24 protein-coding genes are annotated in these 20402 nt (G+C 54.2%); all 24 read left to right on the forward strand.

The genetic code is table 11. The features are described from left to right. Window positions 1-2 precede the first annotated feature (2 nt). Window positions 3-1181, forward strand: a complete 1179-nt coding sequence (gene neuC, locus IE079_RS12405; protein WP_189576873.1) for a UDP-N-acetylglucosamine 2-epimerase — start codon at window positions 3-5, stop codon at window positions 1179-1181. After that, window positions 1175-2239: an N-acetylneuraminate synthase gene (gene neuB / locus IE079_RS12410; RefSeq protein WP_189576875.1), complete on the forward strand. Its 1065-nt coding sequence runs from the start codon at window positions 1175-1177 to the stop codon at window positions 2237-2239. Before neuC ends, neuB begins: the two co-directional genes overlap by 7 nt. Next, a complete protein-coding gene (locus tag IE079_RS12415) occupies window positions 2236-2859 on the forward strand; it encodes an acetyltransferase (RefSeq protein ID WP_189576877.1) in 624 nt (207 codons plus the stop codon). Before neuB ends, IE079_RS12415 begins: the two co-directional genes overlap by 4 nt. Before the next feature lie 43 nt (window positions 2860-2902). Continuing rightward, window positions 2903-3949, forward strand: a complete 1047-nt coding sequence (locus IE079_RS12420) for a nucleotidyltransferase family protein (RefSeq protein ID WP_189576879.1) — start codon at window positions 2903-2905, stop codon at window positions 3947-3949. After that, window positions 3946-4959, forward strand: coding sequence for a Gfo/Idh/MocA family protein (locus IE079_RS12425; protein WP_189576881.1), 1014 nt, complete (start codon window positions 3946-3948; stop codon window positions 4957-4959). The genes IE079_RS12420 and IE079_RS12425 overlap by 4 nt, the downstream gene beginning before the upstream one ends. Then, a complete protein-coding gene (locus tag IE079_RS12430; RefSeq protein WP_189576883.1) occupies window positions 4956-5645 on the forward strand; it encodes an acylneuraminate cytidylyltransferase family protein in 690 nt (229 codons plus the stop codon). Before IE079_RS12425 ends, IE079_RS12430 begins: the two co-directional genes overlap by 4 nt. Beyond that, on the forward strand, window positions 5642-6412 hold the full coding sequence (locus IE079_RS12435; protein WP_227712477.1) for an oxidoreductase: 771 nt from the start codon (window positions 5642-5644) through the stop codon (window positions 6410-6412). The genes IE079_RS12430 and IE079_RS12435 overlap by 4 nt, the downstream gene beginning before the upstream one ends. A 102-nt stretch (window positions 6413-6514) precedes the next feature. Next, window positions 6515-7666: a hypothetical protein gene (locus IE079_RS12440; protein ID WP_189576887.1), complete on the forward strand. Its 1152-nt coding sequence runs from the start codon at window positions 6515-6517 to the stop codon at window positions 7664-7666. A 12-nt stretch (window positions 7667-7678) separates the two neighbouring features. Then, window positions 7679-8707, forward strand: coding sequence for a polysaccharide biosynthesis protein (locus IE079_RS12445; RefSeq protein ID WP_189576889.1), 1029 nt, complete (start codon window positions 7679-7681; stop codon window positions 8705-8707). Between the two features lie 4 nt (window positions 8708-8711). Next, a complete protein-coding gene (gene wbjC / locus IE079_RS12450; RefSeq protein WP_189576891.1) occupies window positions 8712-9839 on the forward strand; it encodes a UDP-2-acetamido-2,6-beta-L-arabino-hexul-4-ose reductase in 1128 nt (375 codons plus the stop codon). A gap of 28 nt (window positions 9840-9867) precedes the next feature. Continuing rightward, window positions 9868-10998 (forward strand): non-hydrolyzing UDP-N-acetylglucosamine 2-epimerase, encoded by a 1131-nt coding sequence (wecB, locus tag IE079_RS12455; RefSeq protein ID WP_189576893.1) that lies wholly within the window; start codon window positions 9868-9870, stop codon window positions 10996-10998. Between the two features lie 10 nt (window positions 10999-11008). After that, the gene (locus tag IE079_RS12460) at window positions 11009-12190 is read left to right on the forward strand and encodes a glycosyltransferase (protein WP_189576895.1); all 1182 of its coding nucleotides are present in this window, start codon (window positions 11009-11011) and stop codon (window positions 12188-12190) included. After that, a complete protein-coding gene (locus IE079_RS12465) occupies window positions 12187-13134 on the forward strand; it encodes a UDP-glucose 4-epimerase family protein (RefSeq protein WP_189576897.1) in 948 nt (315 codons plus the stop codon). The genes IE079_RS12460 and IE079_RS12465 overlap by 4 nt, the downstream gene beginning before the upstream one ends. An 85-nt stretch (window positions 13135-13219) precedes the next feature. Then, window positions 13220-13777 (forward strand): sugar transferase, encoded by a 558-nt coding sequence (locus IE079_RS12470; protein ID WP_189577075.1) that lies wholly within the window; start codon window positions 13220-13222, stop codon window positions 13775-13777. A 163-nt stretch (window positions 13778-13940) separates the two neighbouring features. After that, window positions 13941-15872 (forward strand): polysaccharide biosynthesis protein, encoded by a 1932-nt coding sequence (locus tag IE079_RS12475; RefSeq protein WP_189576899.1) that lies wholly within the window; start codon window positions 13941-13943, stop codon window positions 15870-15872. 221 nt (window positions 15873-16093) lie between these two features. Next, window positions 16094-16366: a type II toxin-antitoxin system Phd/YefM family antitoxin gene (locus tag IE079_RS12480; RefSeq protein ID WP_189576902.1), complete on the forward strand. Its 273-nt coding sequence runs from the start codon at window positions 16094-16096 to the stop codon at window positions 16364-16366. Window positions 16367-16383: 17 nt separating this feature from the next. Beyond that, window positions 16384-16815 carry a putative toxin-antitoxin system toxin component, PIN family gene (locus tag IE079_RS12485; protein ID WP_189576904.1) on the forward strand — a complete coding sequence of 144 codons (432 nt, stop codon included), beginning with the start codon at window positions 16384-16386 and terminating at the stop codon, window positions 16813-16815. A 199-nt stretch (window positions 16816-17014) separates the two neighbouring features. Continuing rightward, window positions 17015-17677: a hypothetical protein gene (locus IE079_RS12490; protein ID WP_189576906.1), complete on the forward strand. Its 663-nt coding sequence runs from the start codon at window positions 17015-17017 to the stop codon at window positions 17675-17677. Window position 17678: 1 nt separating this feature from the next. After that, a complete protein-coding gene (locus IE079_RS12495) occupies window positions 17679-17957 on the forward strand; it encodes a hypothetical protein (protein ID WP_189576908.1) in 279 nt (92 codons plus the stop codon). Next, on the forward strand, window positions 17954-18394 hold the full coding sequence (locus tag IE079_RS12500; protein ID WP_189576910.1) for a hypothetical protein: 441 nt from the start codon (window positions 17954-17956) through the stop codon (window positions 18392-18394). The genes IE079_RS12495 and IE079_RS12500 overlap by 4 nt, the downstream gene beginning before the upstream one ends. 2 nt (window positions 18395-18396) lie before the next feature. Beyond that, window positions 18397-18588 carry a DUF2283 domain-containing protein gene (locus IE079_RS19100; protein WP_189576912.1) on the forward strand — a complete coding sequence of 64 codons (192 nt, stop codon included), beginning with the start codon at window positions 18397-18399 and terminating at the stop codon, window positions 18586-18588. Further along, window positions 18558-18752 carry a hypothetical protein gene (locus IE079_RS12510; protein WP_189576914.1) on the forward strand — a complete coding sequence of 65 codons (195 nt, stop codon included), beginning with the start codon at window positions 18558-18560 and terminating at the stop codon, window positions 18750-18752. Before IE079_RS19100 ends, IE079_RS12510 begins: the two co-directional genes overlap by 31 nt. A gap of 84 nt (window positions 18753-18836) precedes the next feature. Continuing rightward, a complete protein-coding gene (locus IE079_RS12515; protein ID WP_227712479.1) occupies window positions 18837-19094 on the forward strand; it encodes a helix-turn-helix domain-containing protein in 258 nt (85 codons plus the stop codon). Beyond that, on the forward strand, window positions 19091-20305 hold the full coding sequence (locus tag IE079_RS12520) for a type II toxin-antitoxin system HipA family toxin (RefSeq protein ID WP_189576918.1): 1215 nt from the start codon (window positions 19091-19093) through the stop codon (window positions 20303-20305). The genes IE079_RS12515 and IE079_RS12520 overlap by 4 nt, the downstream gene beginning before the upstream one ends. The last annotated feature ends 97 nt before the right edge of the window (window positions 20306-20402 follow it).

Consider the following 20402-nt stretch of genomic DNA (forward strand, 5'->3'; position numbering starts at 1 on the left):
TTATGAAGACCGTCGCTGTATTCACCGGAACGCGAGCCGATTATGGCTTGCTGCACCCATTGCTTACGAAGCTGGCACATCACTCAGAGATGGATCTGCAGCTTATTGTCAGTGGCATGCATCTCTCGCCCCAATTTGGAGAGACCTGGCGCACCATTGAAGCTGATGGGTTTACCATCGATGCCAAGGTGGAAATGCTCCTGGCATCGGATACCAGCAGTGGTGTTGCCAAGTCCATGGGGGTAGGGGTGATCGGTTTTGCGGATGCCCTTGAGCGTCTGCACCCTGACGGCCTGGTTATCCTCGGTGACCGTTATGAAGCCCTGGCGATCGCCCAGGTGGCGGCGGTAATGCGTATTCCCATTGCACACCTTCACGGTGGTGAGATCACCGAAGGCGCCTATGACGACCCGATCCGGCACGCCATTACCAAGCTGTCGCACTATCACTTTGTGGCGGCGGAAGCGTATCGCCAGCGGGTTATCCAGCTGGGCGAACCTCCAGCGTGCGTGTGGAATGTGGGCGCCCTCGGTATTGAAAATATCGGCACTGTGCCACGGGTTCCCCTTTCCACCATTAACCAGAAGTTTGACCTCGATCTGAAGCAGCCGTTTTTCCTGGTGACCTACCATCCGGTTACTGCCGGAGATGAAGATAGCGGGGAAACGTTCGGTAACCTGCTGGCGGCGCTTGATGACTTTCCGGAGCATCAGGTTTTGCTCACCTATCCCAACTCGGACAATGGGGGGCATCGGCTGATCCGGATGCTTGAACAGTACGCTGACGAGCGCCCTGGTCGAGTGTTTGCTGTTCCATCTCTGGGTATGCAGTGTTATCTGAGTGCGGTGGAGCTTTGTGATGCTGTGATTGGTAATTCCTCCAGTGGCGTCATTGAAGTCCCTTCCATCAAGACACCGGCGGTCAACATCGGCGTTCGTCAGAGAGGGCGCCTGGCGGCGGAATCGGTGATCCATTCCGGCATGAGCCGCGCGAACATCAGGGGGGCCATCGAGCAGGCATTGTCACCGGCGGCGAAATACATGGCGGAAACCTGTGACAACCCCTACGGCAGCGGTGAGACGTCAGCAAGGATTGTTGAGATTTTGCGGAATCAGCAGCCCCCCGGGGCCAAGCAGTTCCACGACATTCCCCGGCCCGATAAGGATCAAGGCGAATGGTAAGAGTCATCGCAGAAGCCGGCGTGAACCATAACGGTGATCGTGACATGGCCTTTCAGTTGGTCAAGGTGGCCGCGAATTCCGGTGCCGACGCCGTCAAGTTCCAGACCTTCAACGCACAACGGCTGGCTGCACTCACGGCACCAAAGGCAAAGTACCAGCAAGCCACCACGGATGCGCAGGAAAGCCAGTTCGCCATGCTGAAGAAGCTCGAGTTGCCCGCTGAATGGCACATTGACCTCCAGCGTTATGCAAATGACCTGGGCATTACGTTCATATCCACAGCGTTTGATGTCCAGAGCCTGGCGTTCCTGCAAACGCTGGATTTGCCCTATTACAAAATTCCATCCGGGGAAATTACCAACGGCCCCTTGTTGCTGGCATTTGCGCAAACCGGCAAGGATCTGATTATCTCCACCGGTATGGCGACACTGAGCGAAATCGAACAGGCACTGGCCGTTGTTGCCTATGGTTATGCCCATGAAGGGGAACCTGCAAACCTGGAGCAGGTGTGGCGTTTCTGGAGTACCCCGGGTGTACAGGCGTCCCTGGACGGCAGGGTATCGCTGCTCCATTGTACGTCCCAATACCCGACGCCCATGGAAGAAGTGAACCTGAAGGCGATGGGGACCCTTGCGAACGCTTTCGGTCTACCGGTTGGCTACTCGGACCATACGCAAGGCCTGGTTATACCCACGGCTGCGGTGGCCCTGGGGGCCACCATCATCGAAAAGCACTTTACATTGGACCGCTCTCTGCCCGGCCCCGACCATAAGGCATCACTGGAGCCGGATGAGCTCACTGAATTGGTCAGCACTATTCGCAGCGTTGAGCAGGCATTGGGGGATGGCATCAAGAAGCCCCAGCTCAGCGAGTGGGATACCCGTGAGGCAGCGCGGCAGCAGGTCATTTTTTGCGAGCCTGTTGGACAGGGCGAGCGGATTGAGAGGCAATCGCTATCGACCGCACGCTGTGGGCGAGGTGTTTCGCCAATGGGGCTCTGGGATATGGCGGGGAAGGTGGCAGCTGAACCCTATGAAAAAGGAGATGTGCCGGAGTGACCACCAGGGCGGTAACCGACCTTCGGGCAAAAGACTGCATTCTGATCGGAGCTGGCGGGCATGCGAGGGTTGTTCAGGATCTCGCAGAGCTCTGCGGCGCCACGATACTTGGTGTCTGCGACCCAAAGTTTCAGGGTAAAAGCGGTCAACTTTGGCATGGCCTGAAGGTTCTGGGAGATGACGAATACCTGTCTGGGGTAAACCCGGAAGAGGTTTTGTTGCTCAACGGAATCGGAATGCTACCCGGTGACCGCGTTCGAAAAGTCGTATTCCAGCGGCTTACAGGCATGGGTTTTTGTTTTCCGGCGCTTGTACACCCGTTTGCCTGGCTTTCCCACCACGCTTCCATCGGGGATGGTGCGCAGGTCATGGCGGGTGCCGTGGTTCAAGCAGGCGCAAGTATTGGCATTAATACCATCGTGAATACGCGCAGTTCCGTCGACCATGATTCCCGGGTGGGCGATCATTGCCATCTGGCGCCGGGCGCGACCCTGTGTGGTAATGTGCGGATTGGTGAGGGCAGCTTTATTGGTGCCGGCGCCACGATCACTCAGGTAGTCACTGTGGCGCCGGAAACGTTTATCAAAGCCGGATCTTTAACAACCAGTGGCGTTCTCTGAGATCCCGGCTGGCAAATAGCACCTGAAAACGGAATATGCGTACATGAAAAAGTGGCAAGACATTCTCGTTCAGCCGGATCTACCGCTGGAAGAAGCCATTTCCGTGCTCGATAAGGGCGGACTACGGATAGCTTTGATCGTTACGGATAACCGGAAACTGGCGGGAACGCTGACCGATGGTGACATCCGCCGTGCGTTGTTGAAGCACGTTCGGTTGGATGCCCCGGTAAAGGATGTGATGTGTGCCACCCCTCACGTTGCGGAAGTCGGTTGGTCCCGGGAAAAGATCCTGTCGGTCATGGAGGACCTTGAGTTACTGCAGATTCCGTTGCTGGATGCAGACGGCCAGGTTGTAGGCCTGGAAACGCTGCATGGTTTGATGGAACGTCGAACCATAGAAAACCCGGTCTTCCTTATGGCTGGTGGGTTTGGAACGAGGCTGAGACCGTTAACCAACGAATGCCCGAAGCCCCTGCTGAAAGTAGGGGACAAACCCATTCTCGAGCTGATACTGGAGAGCCTCGCAAAGGCGGGATTCTATCGCTTTTTCATCTCCACCCACTATTTACCGGAGATGATACGCGAGCACTTCGGAGACGGCTCTCAGTGGGGAGTTGATATAGAGTATATTCACGAAGAAGAGCCTCTGGGTACCGGTGGGGCACTGGGGTTGTTGCCAACAGACCGGATTGATTGCCCATTGATCATGATGAATGGCGACCTGCTGACCACCGTCAACTACCGCGGGCTACTCGACTTTCACCTGGAGCATAACAGCGTCGCAACCATGTGCGTGCGTGAGTACGAGCACAGGATTCCCTATGGCGTCGTGCAAACAGACGGCACGTATATCCAGAGCATGGAAGAGAAGCCGGTGCAGAAATGTTTTATCAATGCTGGCATCTACGTGGTCTCGCCAGAGTTGCTCAGCGCTGTAAGCGCCGGCGAAAGAATTGACATGCCGAGTTTGCTGGAAAAGCAAATCGACCTGAACCGGAAAGTCGCCATGTTCCCGGTGCACGAATACTGGTTGGACATCGGAAAAATGGACGACTTCGAGAAAGCGCAGATCGAAGTCGATAGTCTATGAATACGGTTCCGATAAAGCACGCCCTGGTGGTGGGAAGTGGGAGCATCGCAAAAAGGCATATCAGGAACCTGCGTGAGCAATTTCCGGATGCGAAAGTGACTTGTGTCAGCGCCTCCGGTAGGGCCTTGGAGCCAGCCGAAGTCGGCGTATTGGATGTTTTCCCGGATCTGGCCACCGCAATAAGCGGCAATCCGGATTTTGCGATTGTGGCTTCACCCACTCCCTACCATCTTCGGAATTCGGACGAGTTGTTGGCTGCCAACGTACCTGTGCTAGTGGAAAAGCCTTTATGTGCCTCGGTTGCGGAACTGAAAAACACCGACCTGGCGAGGCACTCAGCAGGTTTCGGCGTAGCCTACAACTTACGGTTTATGCCCGCCGCAAAACTCGTGAAAACGCTGCTGGACGAGGGCGCAATAGGTGCTGTAAGCACCGCCTTTGCCGAAGTTGGCCAATACCTGCCTGACTGGCGCCCCGATAGTGATTACCGGGCAGGCGTTTCCGCAAGAAAGGAACTCGGCGGCGGCGCCCTGCTTGAGCTGAGCCACGAGCTTGACTACCTGAGCTGGTTCTTCGGGCCATTCTCACGGGTACTGGGTGTTATCCGGAGCACGGGTTGTCTGGACATTGATGTAGAAGACAACGTCGACGCCTTGCTTGAACGGCCTGGAGGAGGCTTGGTTCACGTACATCTGGACTTCATCCAACGTCAGGCGAGCCGGCGTTTCAAGGCTGTTGGCGAGCTGGGTACGATTGAATGGGACCTTATAGCCAATGAAGTGACACTGTTTCGCCCCGGCGGCTCTACTGAAACGGTATATGCAGACCCCGCCTATGACCGGAACCGAATGTATATAGACCAGATGCAGGCATTTATAGACTCTCTTGATGCAGACGGGGAACCGTTTGAATCGTCGTTGGCTTCAGGATTAAACGTAATGACGCTGGTTGAAGCGATCAGAGCCTCCAGCGAACAATCTGCCTGGGCCGATGTGGAGAAAGTATCGTGAACAGGATCTTCGCATTTGTATTCGCCAGAGGGGGATCCAAGGGGCTGCCCGGAAAAAACCTGTTGCCGCTTGGGGGTATTCCACTGATTGGCCACTCCATCAACATCGCGAAGGCCTTGCCTCAAGTGGAAAAAGTGTTCGTCTCAACAGACGATGCCGAGATCAAAAAGGTTGCCGAACAGTATGGTGCCGAAGTTATCGACCGGCCAGCAGAGTTGGCCGGCGACAAGTCGCCGGAATGGGACGCATGGCGGCATGCTATTCGTTATCTGGAGGAGGCAGGGGAAGAATTTGATATCTTTCTTAGTCTTCCGGCGACGAGCCCACTGCGAGCCCCCATGGATGTTGACGCGGCCATTAACGCACTTGATGGCAACACGGACGCAGTGATCACGGTAACGCCGGCATCAAGGAGCCCGTTTTTTAATATGGTTGCCAGGGAAGAGGATGGCTCATGCCGGATTCTGTCGCCATCGAACGGGTACAGCAGGCGACAGGATGCCCCAGAGGCCTTTGATATGACAACGGTGGCCTACGCCGTTAGAAAGCAATTCATTTTGAGCTCAGACAGACTATTTGGTGGGCGTGTGCGATCAGTTCTCATTCCCAAAGAGAGATCAATTGATATTGACGACGAATGGGACTTTGTATTTGCAGAGGCCCTGTACAAGAGGACCCGACAGTGACACTCGAAGGAAAGGTAGTTCTGGTCGCCGGAGCAGGCGGGCTTTTAGGAAGAGCCATTGTTAAATCCGTTTGCGAAGAGGGTGGTAAAGTCATTGCTGCTGATATTGACGAAGAAACTTTATCATCATGGATTAAGGAAGCAGGGTTTACGGGTGACCAGGTAATAGGTTCAACCCTGGATATTACAGAGGCCGATTCCATAAATGCTGCCTTTGACCTTGGTAGAGAAAAATGGGGCCAAGTTAATGCTGCTGTTAATACTTCCTATCCCAGAAACAAAAATTACGGGAAGAAATTTTTTGACGTAGCCTATGCTGATTTTTGTGAAAATGTATCGTTGCATTTGGGGGGCTACTTCCTGTTTATGCAGCAGTGTGCTAAGGAAGCGATGACGCAAGGAATTCCTTTTTCCCTGGTGAACCTGTCATCAATATACGGGGTTATCGCTCCCAAATTCAGTGTTTATGAGGATACCGAGATGACGATGCCCGTTGAATACGCTGCAATAAAATCCGGCCTCTTGCACTTAAATCGATATTTGACCGCAGAAATGAAAGGGACAGGTTTCAGAGTTAACTCAGTAAGCCCGGGTGGCATCCTGGCAGGGCAGCCTGAGTCCTTTCTGGAAAAATACAAATCACATTGCAGCTCTAAGGGTATGCTGGATGTGGACGATGTTGTTGGTTCTGTCAACTTCCTTCTTTCTGATAAGTCTAAATACGTCTCCGGTCAAAATCTGATCGTCGATGATGCTTTCTCTGTTTAATGGAGCATGGCGATACTTGCGTCAGTCAAGTTATATTGAGGAATACCGATTCATCGCTGTGTTGTGTTTATTTTATTATACGGTCATTATGGGTGCGCAAATTTGACTGATTTTCGTGTTTTCTTTCGCGCTATTGATAATGAGGTTGCGATTGACACGGATGTTGTTGAAAGGATGGTTGGCGAGCGCGCTGAATTTGCTCCTTTAAGGCCATTCAAAACCTATAGGCTATTTCATTACGGGACGTCCAATAAATACTTTTATGCTTTATTGGTTCTTTTTTTTATATTGTTATATCCTTTTTATGTGTTGTGTTTGGCTCTGGTCCAGATGGCACGCTGTTCGGCTTCTGTTAAGAATGTGGAGGGGCAGGTTTTACTGCTTAATGCGAATCGAAAGGCTGCCTCGTTGTTTTGCCGGTTCTATAAGAGTTCAGATTACGTTTCATTTGATTTTGAGAGGGGGCGATCTTCTTTGAGCGGATCACGGCTCGACATTGCGCATTACGCAAAGGTTTCCGATGTGTTGGGTGCGGCTTGCGATTCGTTGTTGGCTTCTGTGATGTGGCCAATTTATCGCCGCCCGTATTTTGATTTTCCTCAGCTTTATGTCGCGTATGAATGGTTTTTGTATTACCGAATGTTGGTTAGAATCAATCATGAGATGCGTCCTGAAAAAGTCTATTTTGCCAATCATTACGATCGTTGGGCAGTCATGTTCGATGAAGTTTTTGGTGATAGATACCTTACCCTTATCCAGCATGGGAAGTTCTCGAATAGATTTAGCTTGCCGCATAAGCTGAGAAATGTGAAAAGGGTTGTTTTATTGGACAGGGATAGCTTTGAGAATTTGGATCAATTTCTGCAATGTCCAGATAACTTGGATGTTCATGTCAATGTGGAACCTATTGATCTTTCTCCTGTCGAAGCTGACGGGTCTAGTGTTCTGGTGATAGGTCAGCCGCAGAGTTCTGTTCTTGAGATTCAGTTAGTAAAGCTATTAACGATTGATTTTCCAGGGCTGAATATATTCCTGAAGCCTCATCCTTTGTATGGGGATTCATCTTATAAAGAAATTTTTTCGCTGGTTACGCTTGTAGAGAAAGACTTTTTTCCCGAGGTTGATGTCGCGGTGTGCTACGAATCTACCCTCGGTACGGAATATGAGCAATGTGGAATTCCTGTGGTTTGGTGGGGTGATAGGAAGCCAATGGATATTTCGAGTCAATTACGCGCAATGTTAAACGCTAACTAGGTTGGAGACGACATGTTTTCCGGTAAAACTCTATTAATAAGTGGAGGTACTGGTTCCTTTGGTAACGCAGTACTCCGGCGTTTCCTGAAATCCGACGTTGGCGAGATCCGTATCTTTAGCCGCGACGAAAAAAAACAGGACGACATGCGCAAGTTGTATAACGACCCGAAACTCAAGTTCTACATTGGCGATGTGCGGGATTACCAATCTGTCTTGAACGCGGTTCGTGGTGCGGATTTTATCTTTCATGCTGCCGCTCTGAAGCAGGTGCCTTCCTGTGAGTTTCATCCCATGGAAGCGGTAAAGACCAATGTTTTAGGTACGGAGAATGTACTGGAGGCGGCGATCAATACCGGTGTGGAGCGTGTGATTTGTTTGTCGACGGACAAGGCGGTCTACCCGATCAATGCCATGGGCACCTCCAAGGCCATGATGGAAAAGGTGGCGGTGGCAAAGTCCCGTAGTGCCAATGGGACGGTTATCTGTGTCACCCGCTATGGCAATGTAATGGCTTCCCGGGGTTCGGTGATTCCGCTGTTTGTGGAGCAGATTCGCGCGGGTCAGCCGATTACGGTGACGGACCCGAATATGACCCGCTTTATGATGACTCTGGATGATGCGGTCGACCTCGTATTGTACGCCTTCGAACACGCGAACCCGGGCGATATTTTTGTCCAGAAAGCTCCTGCGGCAACCATCAAGACCCTCGCCCACGCCCTGACGAACTTGCTCAAGGTTCCGGAACATGAAGTTCGGGAGATCGGCACGCGTCACGGTGAGAAGCTGTTTGAGGTGCTTCTGAGCCGGGAGGAGATGGCTGCGGCCGAGGACTTTGGTGAATACTTCCGTATACCGCCCGACCTGCGGGATCTCAACTACGGAAAGTTCGTTGAGGAAGGTGAGCGCAAGATCTCTGGTGCGGTAGAGTACAATTCTCACAACACCACGCGTCTGGACCAGGCTGGCATGGAAGCGCTGTTGATGAAGCTGGACTTCATCAGGGGACAGATTCGCGGTGAATATGTCGAACCACAGGACTGATCGTATGCGCGTATTGATCACCGGAGCGAATGGCTTTATCGGAAGGAATATCCGACAACACCTGGCCGAAAGGCAAGATGTTGTGATGAGCCTGATTGGCCGGGAATCAACGGATCAGGAATTGGCGGATTCTGTGTCTGAGGCAGATTTTGTGTTCCATCTTGCGGGCGTCAACCGCCCGGATGACCCCGGCGAGTTCGAGAAAGGCAATTCGGAGCTGACGGAGCGGCTTTGCAGCCTGCTTGCCCAGCGTTGCCGTGCCGATGGAGTGAAGGTGCCGCTGGTGCTTGCTTCATCCGTTCAGGCGGTGCTGGATAACCCCTATGGTGTGAGCAAGCGGCGGGCCGAAAACGCCGTGTTTGCTTATGGCCAGGAGGCTGCTGCGCCGGTCCACGTTTTCCGGCTGCCCAATGTGTTTGGCAAATGGTCCCAGCCTGACTATAACTCGGTGGTAGCGACCTTTTGCCACAACATAGCCCAGGACCTGCCGATTCGGGTTAACGACCCTTCAGCCGGACTGACGCTGGTCTATGTGGATGATCTGGTGCGGCGTTTTATTCAGCTGCTGGACGGGGCGGAGTCGAACCCTGACGCAAGCGGCTTTGAGCAGGTTCAGCCGCAATATGCCACGACGGTAGGTGAGTTGGCTGAAACCATCCGCGCTTTTCGCGACAGCAGGGAGACCCTGGTGACCGAGCGGGTGGGCAGGGGCCTGACCCGGGCGCTACATTCCACTTATCTGTCCTTCCTGCGACCGGAGCAGTTTTCCTATCAGGTACCTCAGCACGGCGATGAACGGGGCATGTTTGTGGAAATGCTGAAAACCCCCGACTGCGGCCAGTTCTCGTTTTTCACCGCGCATCCCGGCATTACCCGCGGTGGTCATTATCATCATTCGAAGACGGAAAAGTTTCTGGTGGTGAAGGGGCTCGCGCGGTTCTGTTTTCGTCATATGCAGACCGGTGAGGAGTACGAGAAGATTACGCGGGGTGAGCAGGCCGAAATTGTGGAGACGGTGCCCGGATGGACCCACGATATTACCAACATCGGTGATGGCGAGCTGGTCTGTATGCTGTGGGCCAACGAAATCTTTGACCGGGATGATCCAGACACTTACGCTTGCCCGCTTTGAACGGCCTCTTTCCTGTCAGAAGGTTTTTATGAAGAAACTCAAGGTTATGACCGTGGTTGGTACACGCCCGGAAATCATTCGTTTGTCCCGGGTGATGGCCAGACTTGACGAGCACTGCGAGCATGTTCTGGTGCATACGGGCCAGAACTATGACTTTGAGCTCAACGAGATTTTTTTTCAGGATCTGGGTATACGCAAACCTGACCACTTTCTGAATGCGGCTGGCGCTACCGGAGCGGAAACCATTGGCAATGTGATTATTGCCATGGACCGGGTGCTGGCGGAGGTGCAGCCAGAGGCCTTGCTGGTTCTGGGTGACACCAATAGCTGTATGGCCGTTATACCCGCGAAACGTCGCAGGATTCCGACCTTTCACATGGAAGCGGGCAACCGCTGTTTTGATATGCGGGTACCGGAGGAGATCAACCGGCGCATTGTGGATCACACGGCGGATATCAATCTGACCTACAGTACCATCGCCCGAGACTACCTTCTTCGCGAAGGTTTACCGCCGGACCGGATTATCAAGACCGGCAGCCCGATGTTTGAGGTGTTGAATCATTTCCGGGGTGATATCGAGGCCTCGGATGTGTTGCAGCGTCTCGGGCTGGAGGAAGGTCGGTTCTTCGTGGTGAGTGCTCACCGGGAAGAGAATGTCGATTCGCAGCGGAACTTCAAAAATCTCGTGGCGACGCTGAACGCGGTGGCGGAGCAGTTCGATGAGCCGGTGATTGTGTCCACCCATCCGAGGACCCGTAACCGGGTGGATGAGGCCGGCATTGTCTTTCATCCCAATATTCGTTTGCTGAAGCCGCTGGGCTTCAAGGACTACAACAAGCTGCAACTGACGGCCAGGGCCGTGTTGTCTGACAGTGGGACGATCAACGAGGAGGCGTCGATACTCAATTTTCCGGCCTTGAATATCCGCGAAGCCCACGAGCGGCCGGAAGGCATGGAAGAGACGTCCGCCATGATGGCGGGCCTGGATAAGGAACGGGTGTTGCAGGCGTTGTCGATTCTGGATTCGCAGGGGCGCGGCACGGAGCGTACGCTGAGATTGGTGGCTGACTATAGTATGCCGAACGTCTCAGACAAGGTTGTCCGGATACTGCATAGTTATCGGGATTACGTGATGCAAACGGTGTGGAAGCAGTATTGAGAGTTTGCTTATGACCGTATCGCACTCTGGGCGACGGGATCTGGTGATTATCAACCGTAGTTTTTGGCCTTCTTATCCGGTCATTGGCGAAGCCTTGCTGCGGCTTGCCGAGGGGCTTGCCGACACCTGTCGTGTTTCTGTCATTCTGCAGGACCGGGATGATATCCGGCGGCAGCTGGCAGAGAAACACCGGGGGAAGGGGGTCGAGTTCTTTCCCGGCAAAGGCTGGTCGGATTCCTCCAGCCGGGTTTATATCCGTGCTCTGGATGCAGTATTTTTTATGTGTTGGGTGGTGTTCTGTCTGCTTCGTGCCCGACCGAAGACTGTTTATGTTTCCACCGATCCCCCGGTGCTGGTGCCCTTCGTGGTTATGATCTATGCAAGGATCTTCCGAGCCCGGTATGTATACCATTTGCAGGATATTCACCCGGAAGCCGCGAACATTGCGGTGCGTGTGCATCCACAGATTTATCGTTTGCTGTTCTGGATGGACCGGATCACCATGCGGCGGGCCAGTGTGTTGATCACGATCACGGATGAGATGGCTGAGGAGATCCGCCATCGCTCTGGCACGCGGGCGCCCATCCATATTCTCTGTAATCCGGCCGTTTCTTTCGATGGCGTTGTTCCGGTTGAGGAAAAAATCCGGGGCTTTTCGTTTTGTGGTAACGCAGGGCGGCTGCAGCGTATTCCTTTGTTGCTTGATGCCATTCGCAAGTACCTGGATGCGGGCGGTGCCATGCAGTTTGCGTTTGCTGGCGGTGGGTATTTTAGTCCGCGGCTCAGCGACCTGGCGAATCAGTATGAACAGGTAACCTACTTGGGTGTGGTGTCTGCCAAGGAGGCGGCGCAGCTGAATTGTGATTACGAATGGGCATTGCTGCCCATTGTTGATGAGGTTACCCGCTTCGCCTTTCCCAGTAAGTCATCATCTTATGTTTTTTCGGGGGCTGCGGTGCTTGCGGTTTGTGGGGAACAGACCAGCGTGGCTCAATGGGTTGAGAAGTATGGCCTGGGTAAGGTTGTGAAGCCGCAGGTCGATGCATTGGCGGAAGCGTTCTGGCAAATCGAGAAAGAGGACGCGCCTGCGTCGTCGTACACGGAGGACCGAAGTACTCTGATGGACGAACTCAGGTTTGAGCGCTTCGTTCAGCGGCTGAAAGATATTGTTCCCTTGCAGGCAGGCTCGTGACTGGTCGGTTTGTGGTTACCGGTGCAAGCGGTTTCGTAGGCGCATCCCTTGTTAAGCGCTTGCATGAAGAGGGTGCACAGGTTGTTGCCGTCAGCCGAAGCGAGTTGAGGTTGCCTGTTCAAACAGTACGAATCGACTCTTTTTCGGATTTGCAGCCATTGCAGGAAGAACTGGCGTCTGCCGATGTTGTCGTGCACTGTGCCGCCAGGGTACATGTGATGGCGGATTCGGCGGCTGACCCTTTGACCGAATTCCGTCGCGTGAACGTTGATGGCTCTCTTGATCTGGCGAGGCGGGCTGCTGAGGTAGGTGTGCGCCGTTTCGTGTTCATCAGCTCGGTCAAGGTAAACGGTGAGCATACCGACTATCGCCCTCCGTTTGAGGCGGATGAACCGCCCGGCCCTGAAGATCCGTACGGTATTTCAAAAAGGGAGGCAGAGGACGGGTTAAGGGCGTTGGCCCGGGAAACCGGTATGGAGGTGGTCATTGTTCGCCCACCGCTGGTCTATGGCCCCGGGGTGAAAGGCAACTTCCGTAGCTTGCTGAAATTGGCGCGGCTACCAATACCTTTGCCGTTCGGGGTGATCGAGAACCGGCGTAGCCTGGTGTACCTGGAAAACCTGGTGGATTTTATCGTTTGCGTGGCGCAGCATCCCCAGGCGGCCAATGAAACGTTTTTGGTCAGCGATGGTAAGGATATGTCCACCACCCAACTGCTTCGTGTTCTGCGGCGGTCGACCGGTAGTGCCGCCATGTTGCTGCCGGTGCCGGTGGTCTGCTTCTGGTGGGCGGGTGCGCTCCTGGGGAAGAAGCCACTGGTTCAGCGTTTATGCGGTTCCTTACAGCTGGATATCTCAAAAGCCCGTCAATTGTTGAGTTGGTCGCCACCTTTCAGTGTTGAGGAAGGGCTGGCGAATACGGTGCAAGCCGAGCATGATAGCTAGTGTGCCGCGCAGTAGGTCAGCGAATTAACCGCACGGCACACTAGCCCTGGTTTCGGTATTTTCTGGATTGTCGTACATGGTGGTTCTGATTCGTTTGTTTGATGTTCTTTTTTCGGTTTTGGGCCTCCTTTTGGGGTTCCCGGTGCTTATCCTGATTACGGTGATCGGCTTGTTTGATACAGGCGCGCCGATATTTTGTCAGAAACGGGTTGGGCGCAATAAAAAGCCATTTACGCTGGTGAAGTTCCGCACCATGAAGCCGGATACTGCCTCGGTCGCGAGTCATCTCGCCAGCTCTGACGCCATCACGCCGCTTGGTCGGTTTCTGCGCCGCACCAAGCTGGATGAGTTGCCCCAACTGTGGAATGTGCTGAAGGGAGAGATGAGCCTTGTCGGGCCGAGGCCCTGCTTGTTCAGCCAGAGTGAATTGATTACTGAACGGGAGCAGCGGGGCGTCCTGGCGGCGCGCCCTGGCATTACCGGGCTGGCCCAGGTCAACGATATCGATATGTCGACGCCATTGTTGCTGGCGGAAACCGATGAGAAGATGTTGCAGAACCTGACCTTGGGGGCTTATTTTCGCTATATCTTGATGACCGTCGTGGGCAAAGGGTCTGGTGATCGGGTGCCGGGACGGGACTGATTTGGCTCTTGACAGCAAGGCGGGTAAAACCTCAGCCCGCGCCATCGCCAAAAAGAGACCCCTTCCCATGGCTGGTTTTCGTCTGGAATCGTTACAGAAACTCAACGGTCTGGTCCCGAATCCTGTCCTAAACTGCCATTAGTCGTGTGCTAAAAGGACGCTCATGTTAAAGGTCTTTTTGAATCTTTCCCGTTTGCAGAAGCGACTGATCTCCGTTGTTTCGGATGCGGTCTTTTTGTCATTTTCTTTCTGGGCAGCTTTTGCGCTTCGCCTCGAAGACAAGTCCTGGACGCCAGCCCCGGACCAGCTTCTGGTGGGCCTTCTCACTGTTGGTGTGTCCATTGTTATCTTCGCGAGATTGGGGCTTTATCGGGCAATTATCCGGTACCTGAGCGACAAGGCTTTTCTGACTATCAGCATAGGCGTTGGATCCTCCGCGCTTACCATTATCGCTCTGGCCTATCTGCTGCAGGCTTTTGTTCCCCGTTCAGTGCCCATCATATACGCGGTACTGGCATTCCTTTTTGTCAGTGGCTCCCGTATGGGGGTGCGTATGCTGGTTGGTCGCCCCAGGCATCGTAACAAAGAGCCGGTGGCGATCATCGGCACCGGCGAGACCGGCATCCACTTGGCGGATGCTCTGCTTCAGGACATGCAGTATCAGCCTGCAATGTTTGTGACATATCGCCGGGCGAATCATCGTACCCTGATTCAGGGTATTCCGGTGTACGACATAGATCACATTGAAAAAGCTATTCGCAAGCATGGCGTCAAACGCCTTTTGCTCGCCCTGGACCCGGATACGCACCTGAATCGCAAGCAGTTGCTGCGTGAGCTGGAGCAGCTGGAAGTCCCCGTGCAGACCGTGCCCAGCATGGCGGAGCTGGTGTCTGGCCGGGCCCGTATCAATGACATCCGCGACCTGGAGATTGAAGACCTGCTGGGACGGGAGCCGGTGATGCCGGAAAGCGCACTGGTGGCCTCCAGCTTGTTTGAGAAGTGCGTGTTGGTGACCGGTGCCGGGGGGTCCATCGGCTCTGAGCTGTGCCGACAGATCCTGCGCCAGCGCCCGGCAAAGATGGTGTTGTTCGATCAGTCAGAATTCTCCTTGTATGCCATCGAGCGGGAGCTGCAGTCCATCAATAATATCGAAGGTTTGGGCGTTAAGCTGAGCGCCATACTTGGCAGTGTGATGCAGCGGCGCCGATGCAAGGCGGTGATGAGGGCCTTCGGTATCCACACGGTCTACCACGCCGCCGCCTACAAGCACGTGCCCCTTGTAGAGCACAATGTGATCGAGGGATTGCAGAATAACACTTTCGGCACCTGGCATTTGGCGGAGGCTGCTATCGAGACCGGTGTGGAGCGCTTTGTGCTGATCTCCACGGATAAAGCCGTGCGGCCCACCAACATTATGGGCGCCAGCAAGCGCCTGGCGGAACTGGTGCTGCAGGGCTTGGCGGAGCGGCAGGAAGGCACCCGGTTTACCATGGTGCGTTTTGGCAATGTGCTGGGGTCATCCGGCTCGGTGGTGCCCCTGTTCCGCGACCAGATCCGCGACGGCGGGCCTGTCACCGTCACCCATCCGGACATCATCCGTTACTTCATGACCATCCCGGAGGCCAGCCAGCTGGTGCTGCAGGCTGGCAGCATGGGGCAGGGCGGTGAGGTGTTCGTGCTGGATATGGGTGAACCGGTGAAAATTGTCGACCTGGCCCGCAAGATGGTGCATCTGATGGGCCTGTCGGAAAAAACCGAAGACAACCCGGATGGCGATATTGAAGTCCGCTTCACCGGCCTGCGCCCGGGGGAAAAGCTGTTTGAGGAACTGCTCATTGGCGACAACCCCCAGGGCACCAGCCACCCCCGCATCATGATGGCCCGGGAAGCGTCCATGCCCTGGGATGATGTGGAGTCCCTCCTCAAGAAACTCTCCCTCGCCAGTCAGAACTTCGACTGCGCCCGCATTGCCGAGCTTATCCGCGAGGCACCTACCGGCTACGCACCCAATGGGGATGTGGCGGATTTGGTGTGGTGTCATTCTGCTCCCCCTGAAGAAAATTCTGATAATAGTGTTCGACGGTTGGGGGCTTGAGTTTAAGGACTTGATTGGCCACGGAATCCACGGAAGAACACGGAAAAAAGAAAGAAAAAGTTACCAGGTTATTTAGGTCTTTTTGTCTTTCCTTCCGTGTCCTTCCGTGGATTCCGTGGCAGAAAAGGTCATTATCAGAAGGGATGCCTGAGCACGTGAGCGTTTCCTTTTTATCCGCTCCATTGTTATGATCATGGTGATCAATATGGCTGGAGGCGAGCATGATCACAGAAACCAGTGCGGTGAAATTCCGGCAAAACCTGGGTGAGATGATTAATCAGGTTCAGTACCGGCACGACAGTGTGTTAATCAAGAAAGATGGTAAACCGGTAGCTGCCTTGGTAGACGCGCGTCTGTTCAATCGGATTCGGAGGATGGAGGCTCGCTTCGACGCCTTGAGCAGCAGGCTGGAGCAGGGATTTTCAGGTGTGCCTCAGGAAGAGGGCATCCGGGAGATTGAACAGGCAGTGGCAGACGAACGCTCTGAACAATAACGGGAGCGTGACCAGGGATGGCATCCATGCAGGTAGTGCTCGACACCAATGTGGTCATTTCCGGTATGGCTTTTCCGGCCAGCATACCGGGGAAAATTATTCAGGCGTGGCGCAGCGGTGCAATTGAGGTTGTGCTGTCGGATTATATTCTTGATGAAGTCCGCAGAGTCTTGCCCCAGCTGAGAAACCGGCACGGTATGTCGGACGCGGAGATCGATGATCTGGTCGATATTCTCGGCTTCCTGGCGGAAATCGTCGACCCCGTGACACTGCCCGATAATGCAGTGAGAGACGTCCGGGATACACCGGTACTTGGTACATTGATAGCCAGTTTACATTCCCACGAAGTCGATTATCTGATTACTGGCGACCAAGATTTGCTTGTGTTGGCAGAGCGCTATCCAATCATAACGCCATCAGATTTCTGGGCCAGGCATGGTGGTTTATGAGGTATGACTCATGGAACGTTTTTTAAGTGCCCGTTGAAACCGGGTTTGATCACCTCGCCTCATCCAAAGTCGGATATACTGAAAGGCAGCTCTGAAACACTTAATCGTGTCGCGGTTGCGGATACTTGACACTATCGTCTCCCACCGTCAAATTATTAGCCAGCTTCAGGAACTGGACGATATTTTACAAGGAGAGTATATGGCTGCCCCGGCTGTTTCCGGTCGATATGTTACTGCGGATTTTCGTCAATCCCCCTTTATGGCCCTGGCTGATTTGATGGGACTAAGCAACTATCAGGTCCAGCTCACCAAAGCTCCTGAACTGTATGCGCCTATACTGAATGGAATTGCGGTATATCGGCACCTGCCCTCGCAAGAACGCTCCGCAATCAACGCGAAGATTATCTACGATATCCCTCGTAACAGTCTGACCACCCGTCTGATGGACCTGATTAGTGATCTCAGCGTTCAGCGCTATTGGTACATGTGGTCGCTGTCGGATGCCGAGCTGCGAGAATTCTTCGAGTTCAGTTCCAGAAAGCTAGATATTACTGGCCAGGTCAACCCACTTTCCTTTCCTGAGGTCACTGTTACGTCTGTTGCGAGCTGGGTGTACGTTTCGTCCAGGGGCGGCCCAAGGGCTTTAGCGTCAGAGGCACTCGCCTCCCTGGGAAAAACCGAACTTGTTGAAGAAGTGGCGCGCAAGTTCGGGTGGGCTCCAACGCTTGCTCGTTCTGCAGGCATTGCCGCCGTGCCCACGCTGATCGTTCTTTCCGGTCTGAATATCATGGCAAAGCACGAGTCAGATAAGTCTCGCCGGGAATTGGCCGCCCGTGGCCTGCTGGTTTACGAAGACCTCTAGGATGCTGGTTCTGATGTTGTTCAGCGGGGTGAGCGGGTGGTTTCTATACTACGCCATGCTCCGTGGGCTGGTTTTGGGTAAGGTGCAGAGATCGCCCATTTTTTGGACCAGATGCGTTTTGGCGCCAGCGTTGTTGTTGGCGGGGGCTGCTTCTGTCGTTGTCCGCTACTTCTTCCCGGAAACAACCATCTGGGTAACCATGGCGCTTTGGCCCCTCTTTATTCTCGCGCTCGATCCTGGTTACCGGCTTGCAGATGCCGACGAGAAGGATACTGAATGAGTATTTTCGTGATCAGGTGTCTTGGTAAAACGAAAACGGTTTTTGCTGCACCGCTTGTCGTGATATTTATTGCTTCTTCAGTAGCTGCAGCCAAATCTGCAGAGCACCAGTTGCTTCCTGCTTCTCGAACATTCTTGACACTTCAATTGTGCGCCAGTTATTCACTTGAGTTCGATCAGAGCGACTCGCTGGCAGAGCGGTACAGCAATCAAGCCTGGCGAGTGGCAGATGCGATAGCGGAAGCGGGGTGGGAACGAGGTGATTTCCCCGGCGCGCTGGCAACCGCTCAGGAAGAAAGGCGTGAGCTGGCGGTGAAGTCGAGCGAAACCCGGGATGATTTTAAACGTCGCCATCAGTCAGGTCCTCTATGTGCTCGTGCTCTGGACCATGCCCGGATATTGCTTGGTGGCGCTCTACCAAGACCGGATGAGGGCTGAGCATGCAAACTGTTTATGATTCAGATGACGACATACTGACAATGCATCTCAGTGACAAGCCCATAGTTAAAGAGGTCTCTCAGGATTGGAATACGCATGTCAGCTACGCTGAAGATGGGTCTATCGTAGAGATCGTGATTCTGGAAGCAAAGAAGAGTGGCGCGTGGCCGTTGGTGACCACCCACGCAGCCTGAATTTATGGGCTGAAAACCAGCCACCCCGCATCATGATGGTCCGGGAAGCGTCCATGCCCTGGGGTGATGTGCAATCCCTCCTGAAGAAACTCTCCCTGGCCAACCAGAACTTTTCCACTGCGCCCGCATGGCCGACCTTTATCCACGTGGCAGCCATCGGTTAAGCACACAGGCAATAAAGCCTTACCCTGAATGTGAGTATGTGCTACATTCAGGAGTCAATTATAGGCTATGTAGAGTATACGCACATGATGCTGGCCGAGCTGGGTAGTCGCATTCGGGAAGAGCGAAAACGGGCGGGTTTGACGATGCAGGAGCTCTCCGAAATGGCCGGGGTGGATCGCACCATGCTTTCACGGCTAGAGAATCAACGCCTGCCGGAGATGGGCTTCGCCAAGTTGCAACGGGTGCTGGCGGTGTTGGGACTGGAGTTCGCGGTCCGGCCCGTGGGTGGTTTGCCGACTCTGAATGACCTGCAGCGTGAGCAGGCGAAGAGTGATGTATGAGCAGGTTTCAGCGGGCGGTGGTTCAGGTACGGGCCCGGGTCGTTGGCGATCTGATTGCCCCCGGGCGTCCGGAGCCTTCCGTATTTGTTTATCGCCCTGGTTTGCAGAAGGAGGATGCGGTTTCCGTCACCATGCCGGTCGCTGACCAGGCCTATACGTACCATGGATTGCATCCCGTGTTCGCCCAGAACCTGCCGGAGGGGTATCTGGGCGAGCTTATCCGCAAGCATGTGGCCAAGTTGTATGGCACCGGAGACCTGGCAGTGCTCACGGCTCTGGGACGTCATCAGGTTGGCCGGGTGGTGGTGTCTGACGTCGAAACGGGGGCTGCGGGCGTTGAAGATGGTGGCGAGTCACTGTCCCGACTGTTAAAGGCGGATGATGCCTCTCTGTTCGAGGAACTGGTTGAGAAGTATGCCCTTCGTTCGGGAATTTCCGGGGTGCAGCCCAAGGTGTTGATTCCGGCCCATCTCTCGGACAAGTCTGCGGTGCGCACTGATGGCTTTATCGTGAAAACCTGGGGTGAGGATTTTCCGCAACTGGCGGCTAATGAATATTTTTGTATGACGCTGGCCCGGAAATGCGGGTTGCCGGTGCCGCAGTTCCACCTTTCGGATAACGGTCGGTTGTTCGTGATGGAACGCTTTGACCGGCGTGAAGACGGTCGGTGGCTGGGCTTCGAAGATGCCTGCGTGTTGCAGGGGCTGTTACCGGATGACAAGTATTCCGGCAGCTATGAGAAGTTGGCGAAAACCTTTGCGACGTATCTGTCGCCTGAGCAGCGCCATCAGGGGTTGCGATGGTTGTTTCTTTCCGTGGCGATATCCTGGGCCGTTCGCAATGGCGACGCTCACCTGAAGAATTTTGGTATTTTGTATGATCAGCCGTTCGCAAGTCGCCGGATGGCGCCCGCCTACGATATTGTGTCCACCACGCCCTATCTTCAGCAGGATGTACCCGCCCTGGCACTGGGCGGGCGCAAGGTGTGGTGGCCGGTCGACTACCTGGTTGATTTTGGTCGCCGGTCCTGTGGCCTGGCCCGGAGGGAAGTTATGGCGTTCCTGGGCACTATCGAGCAAGAACTGCTGTCGACAGCCGACCTGATCGATAACTACTGTGACCTCCACCCGGAGTTTGATGAGGTAGGGCGGCGGATGGTCCGGGTATTCACGCACAGTGCGTCACAGCTTGCGGAGTTTGCCGGGCAGTAGTAGAGGCAGTGCCATCCCTGGCAGCCTTTTTGAAATAAGAACATAAATTTTTGTTCCTTTGCGTTCTATCCCCGAGGCTTTATCCTGTGACGGTCGA

The sequence above is a fragment of the Marinobacter zhanjiangensis genome (genome assembly GCF_014651935.1).
In the GTDB taxonomy this organism is placed as follows: domain Bacteria; phylum Pseudomonadota; class Gammaproteobacteria; order Pseudomonadales; family Oleiphilaceae; genus Marinobacter; species Marinobacter zhanjiangensis.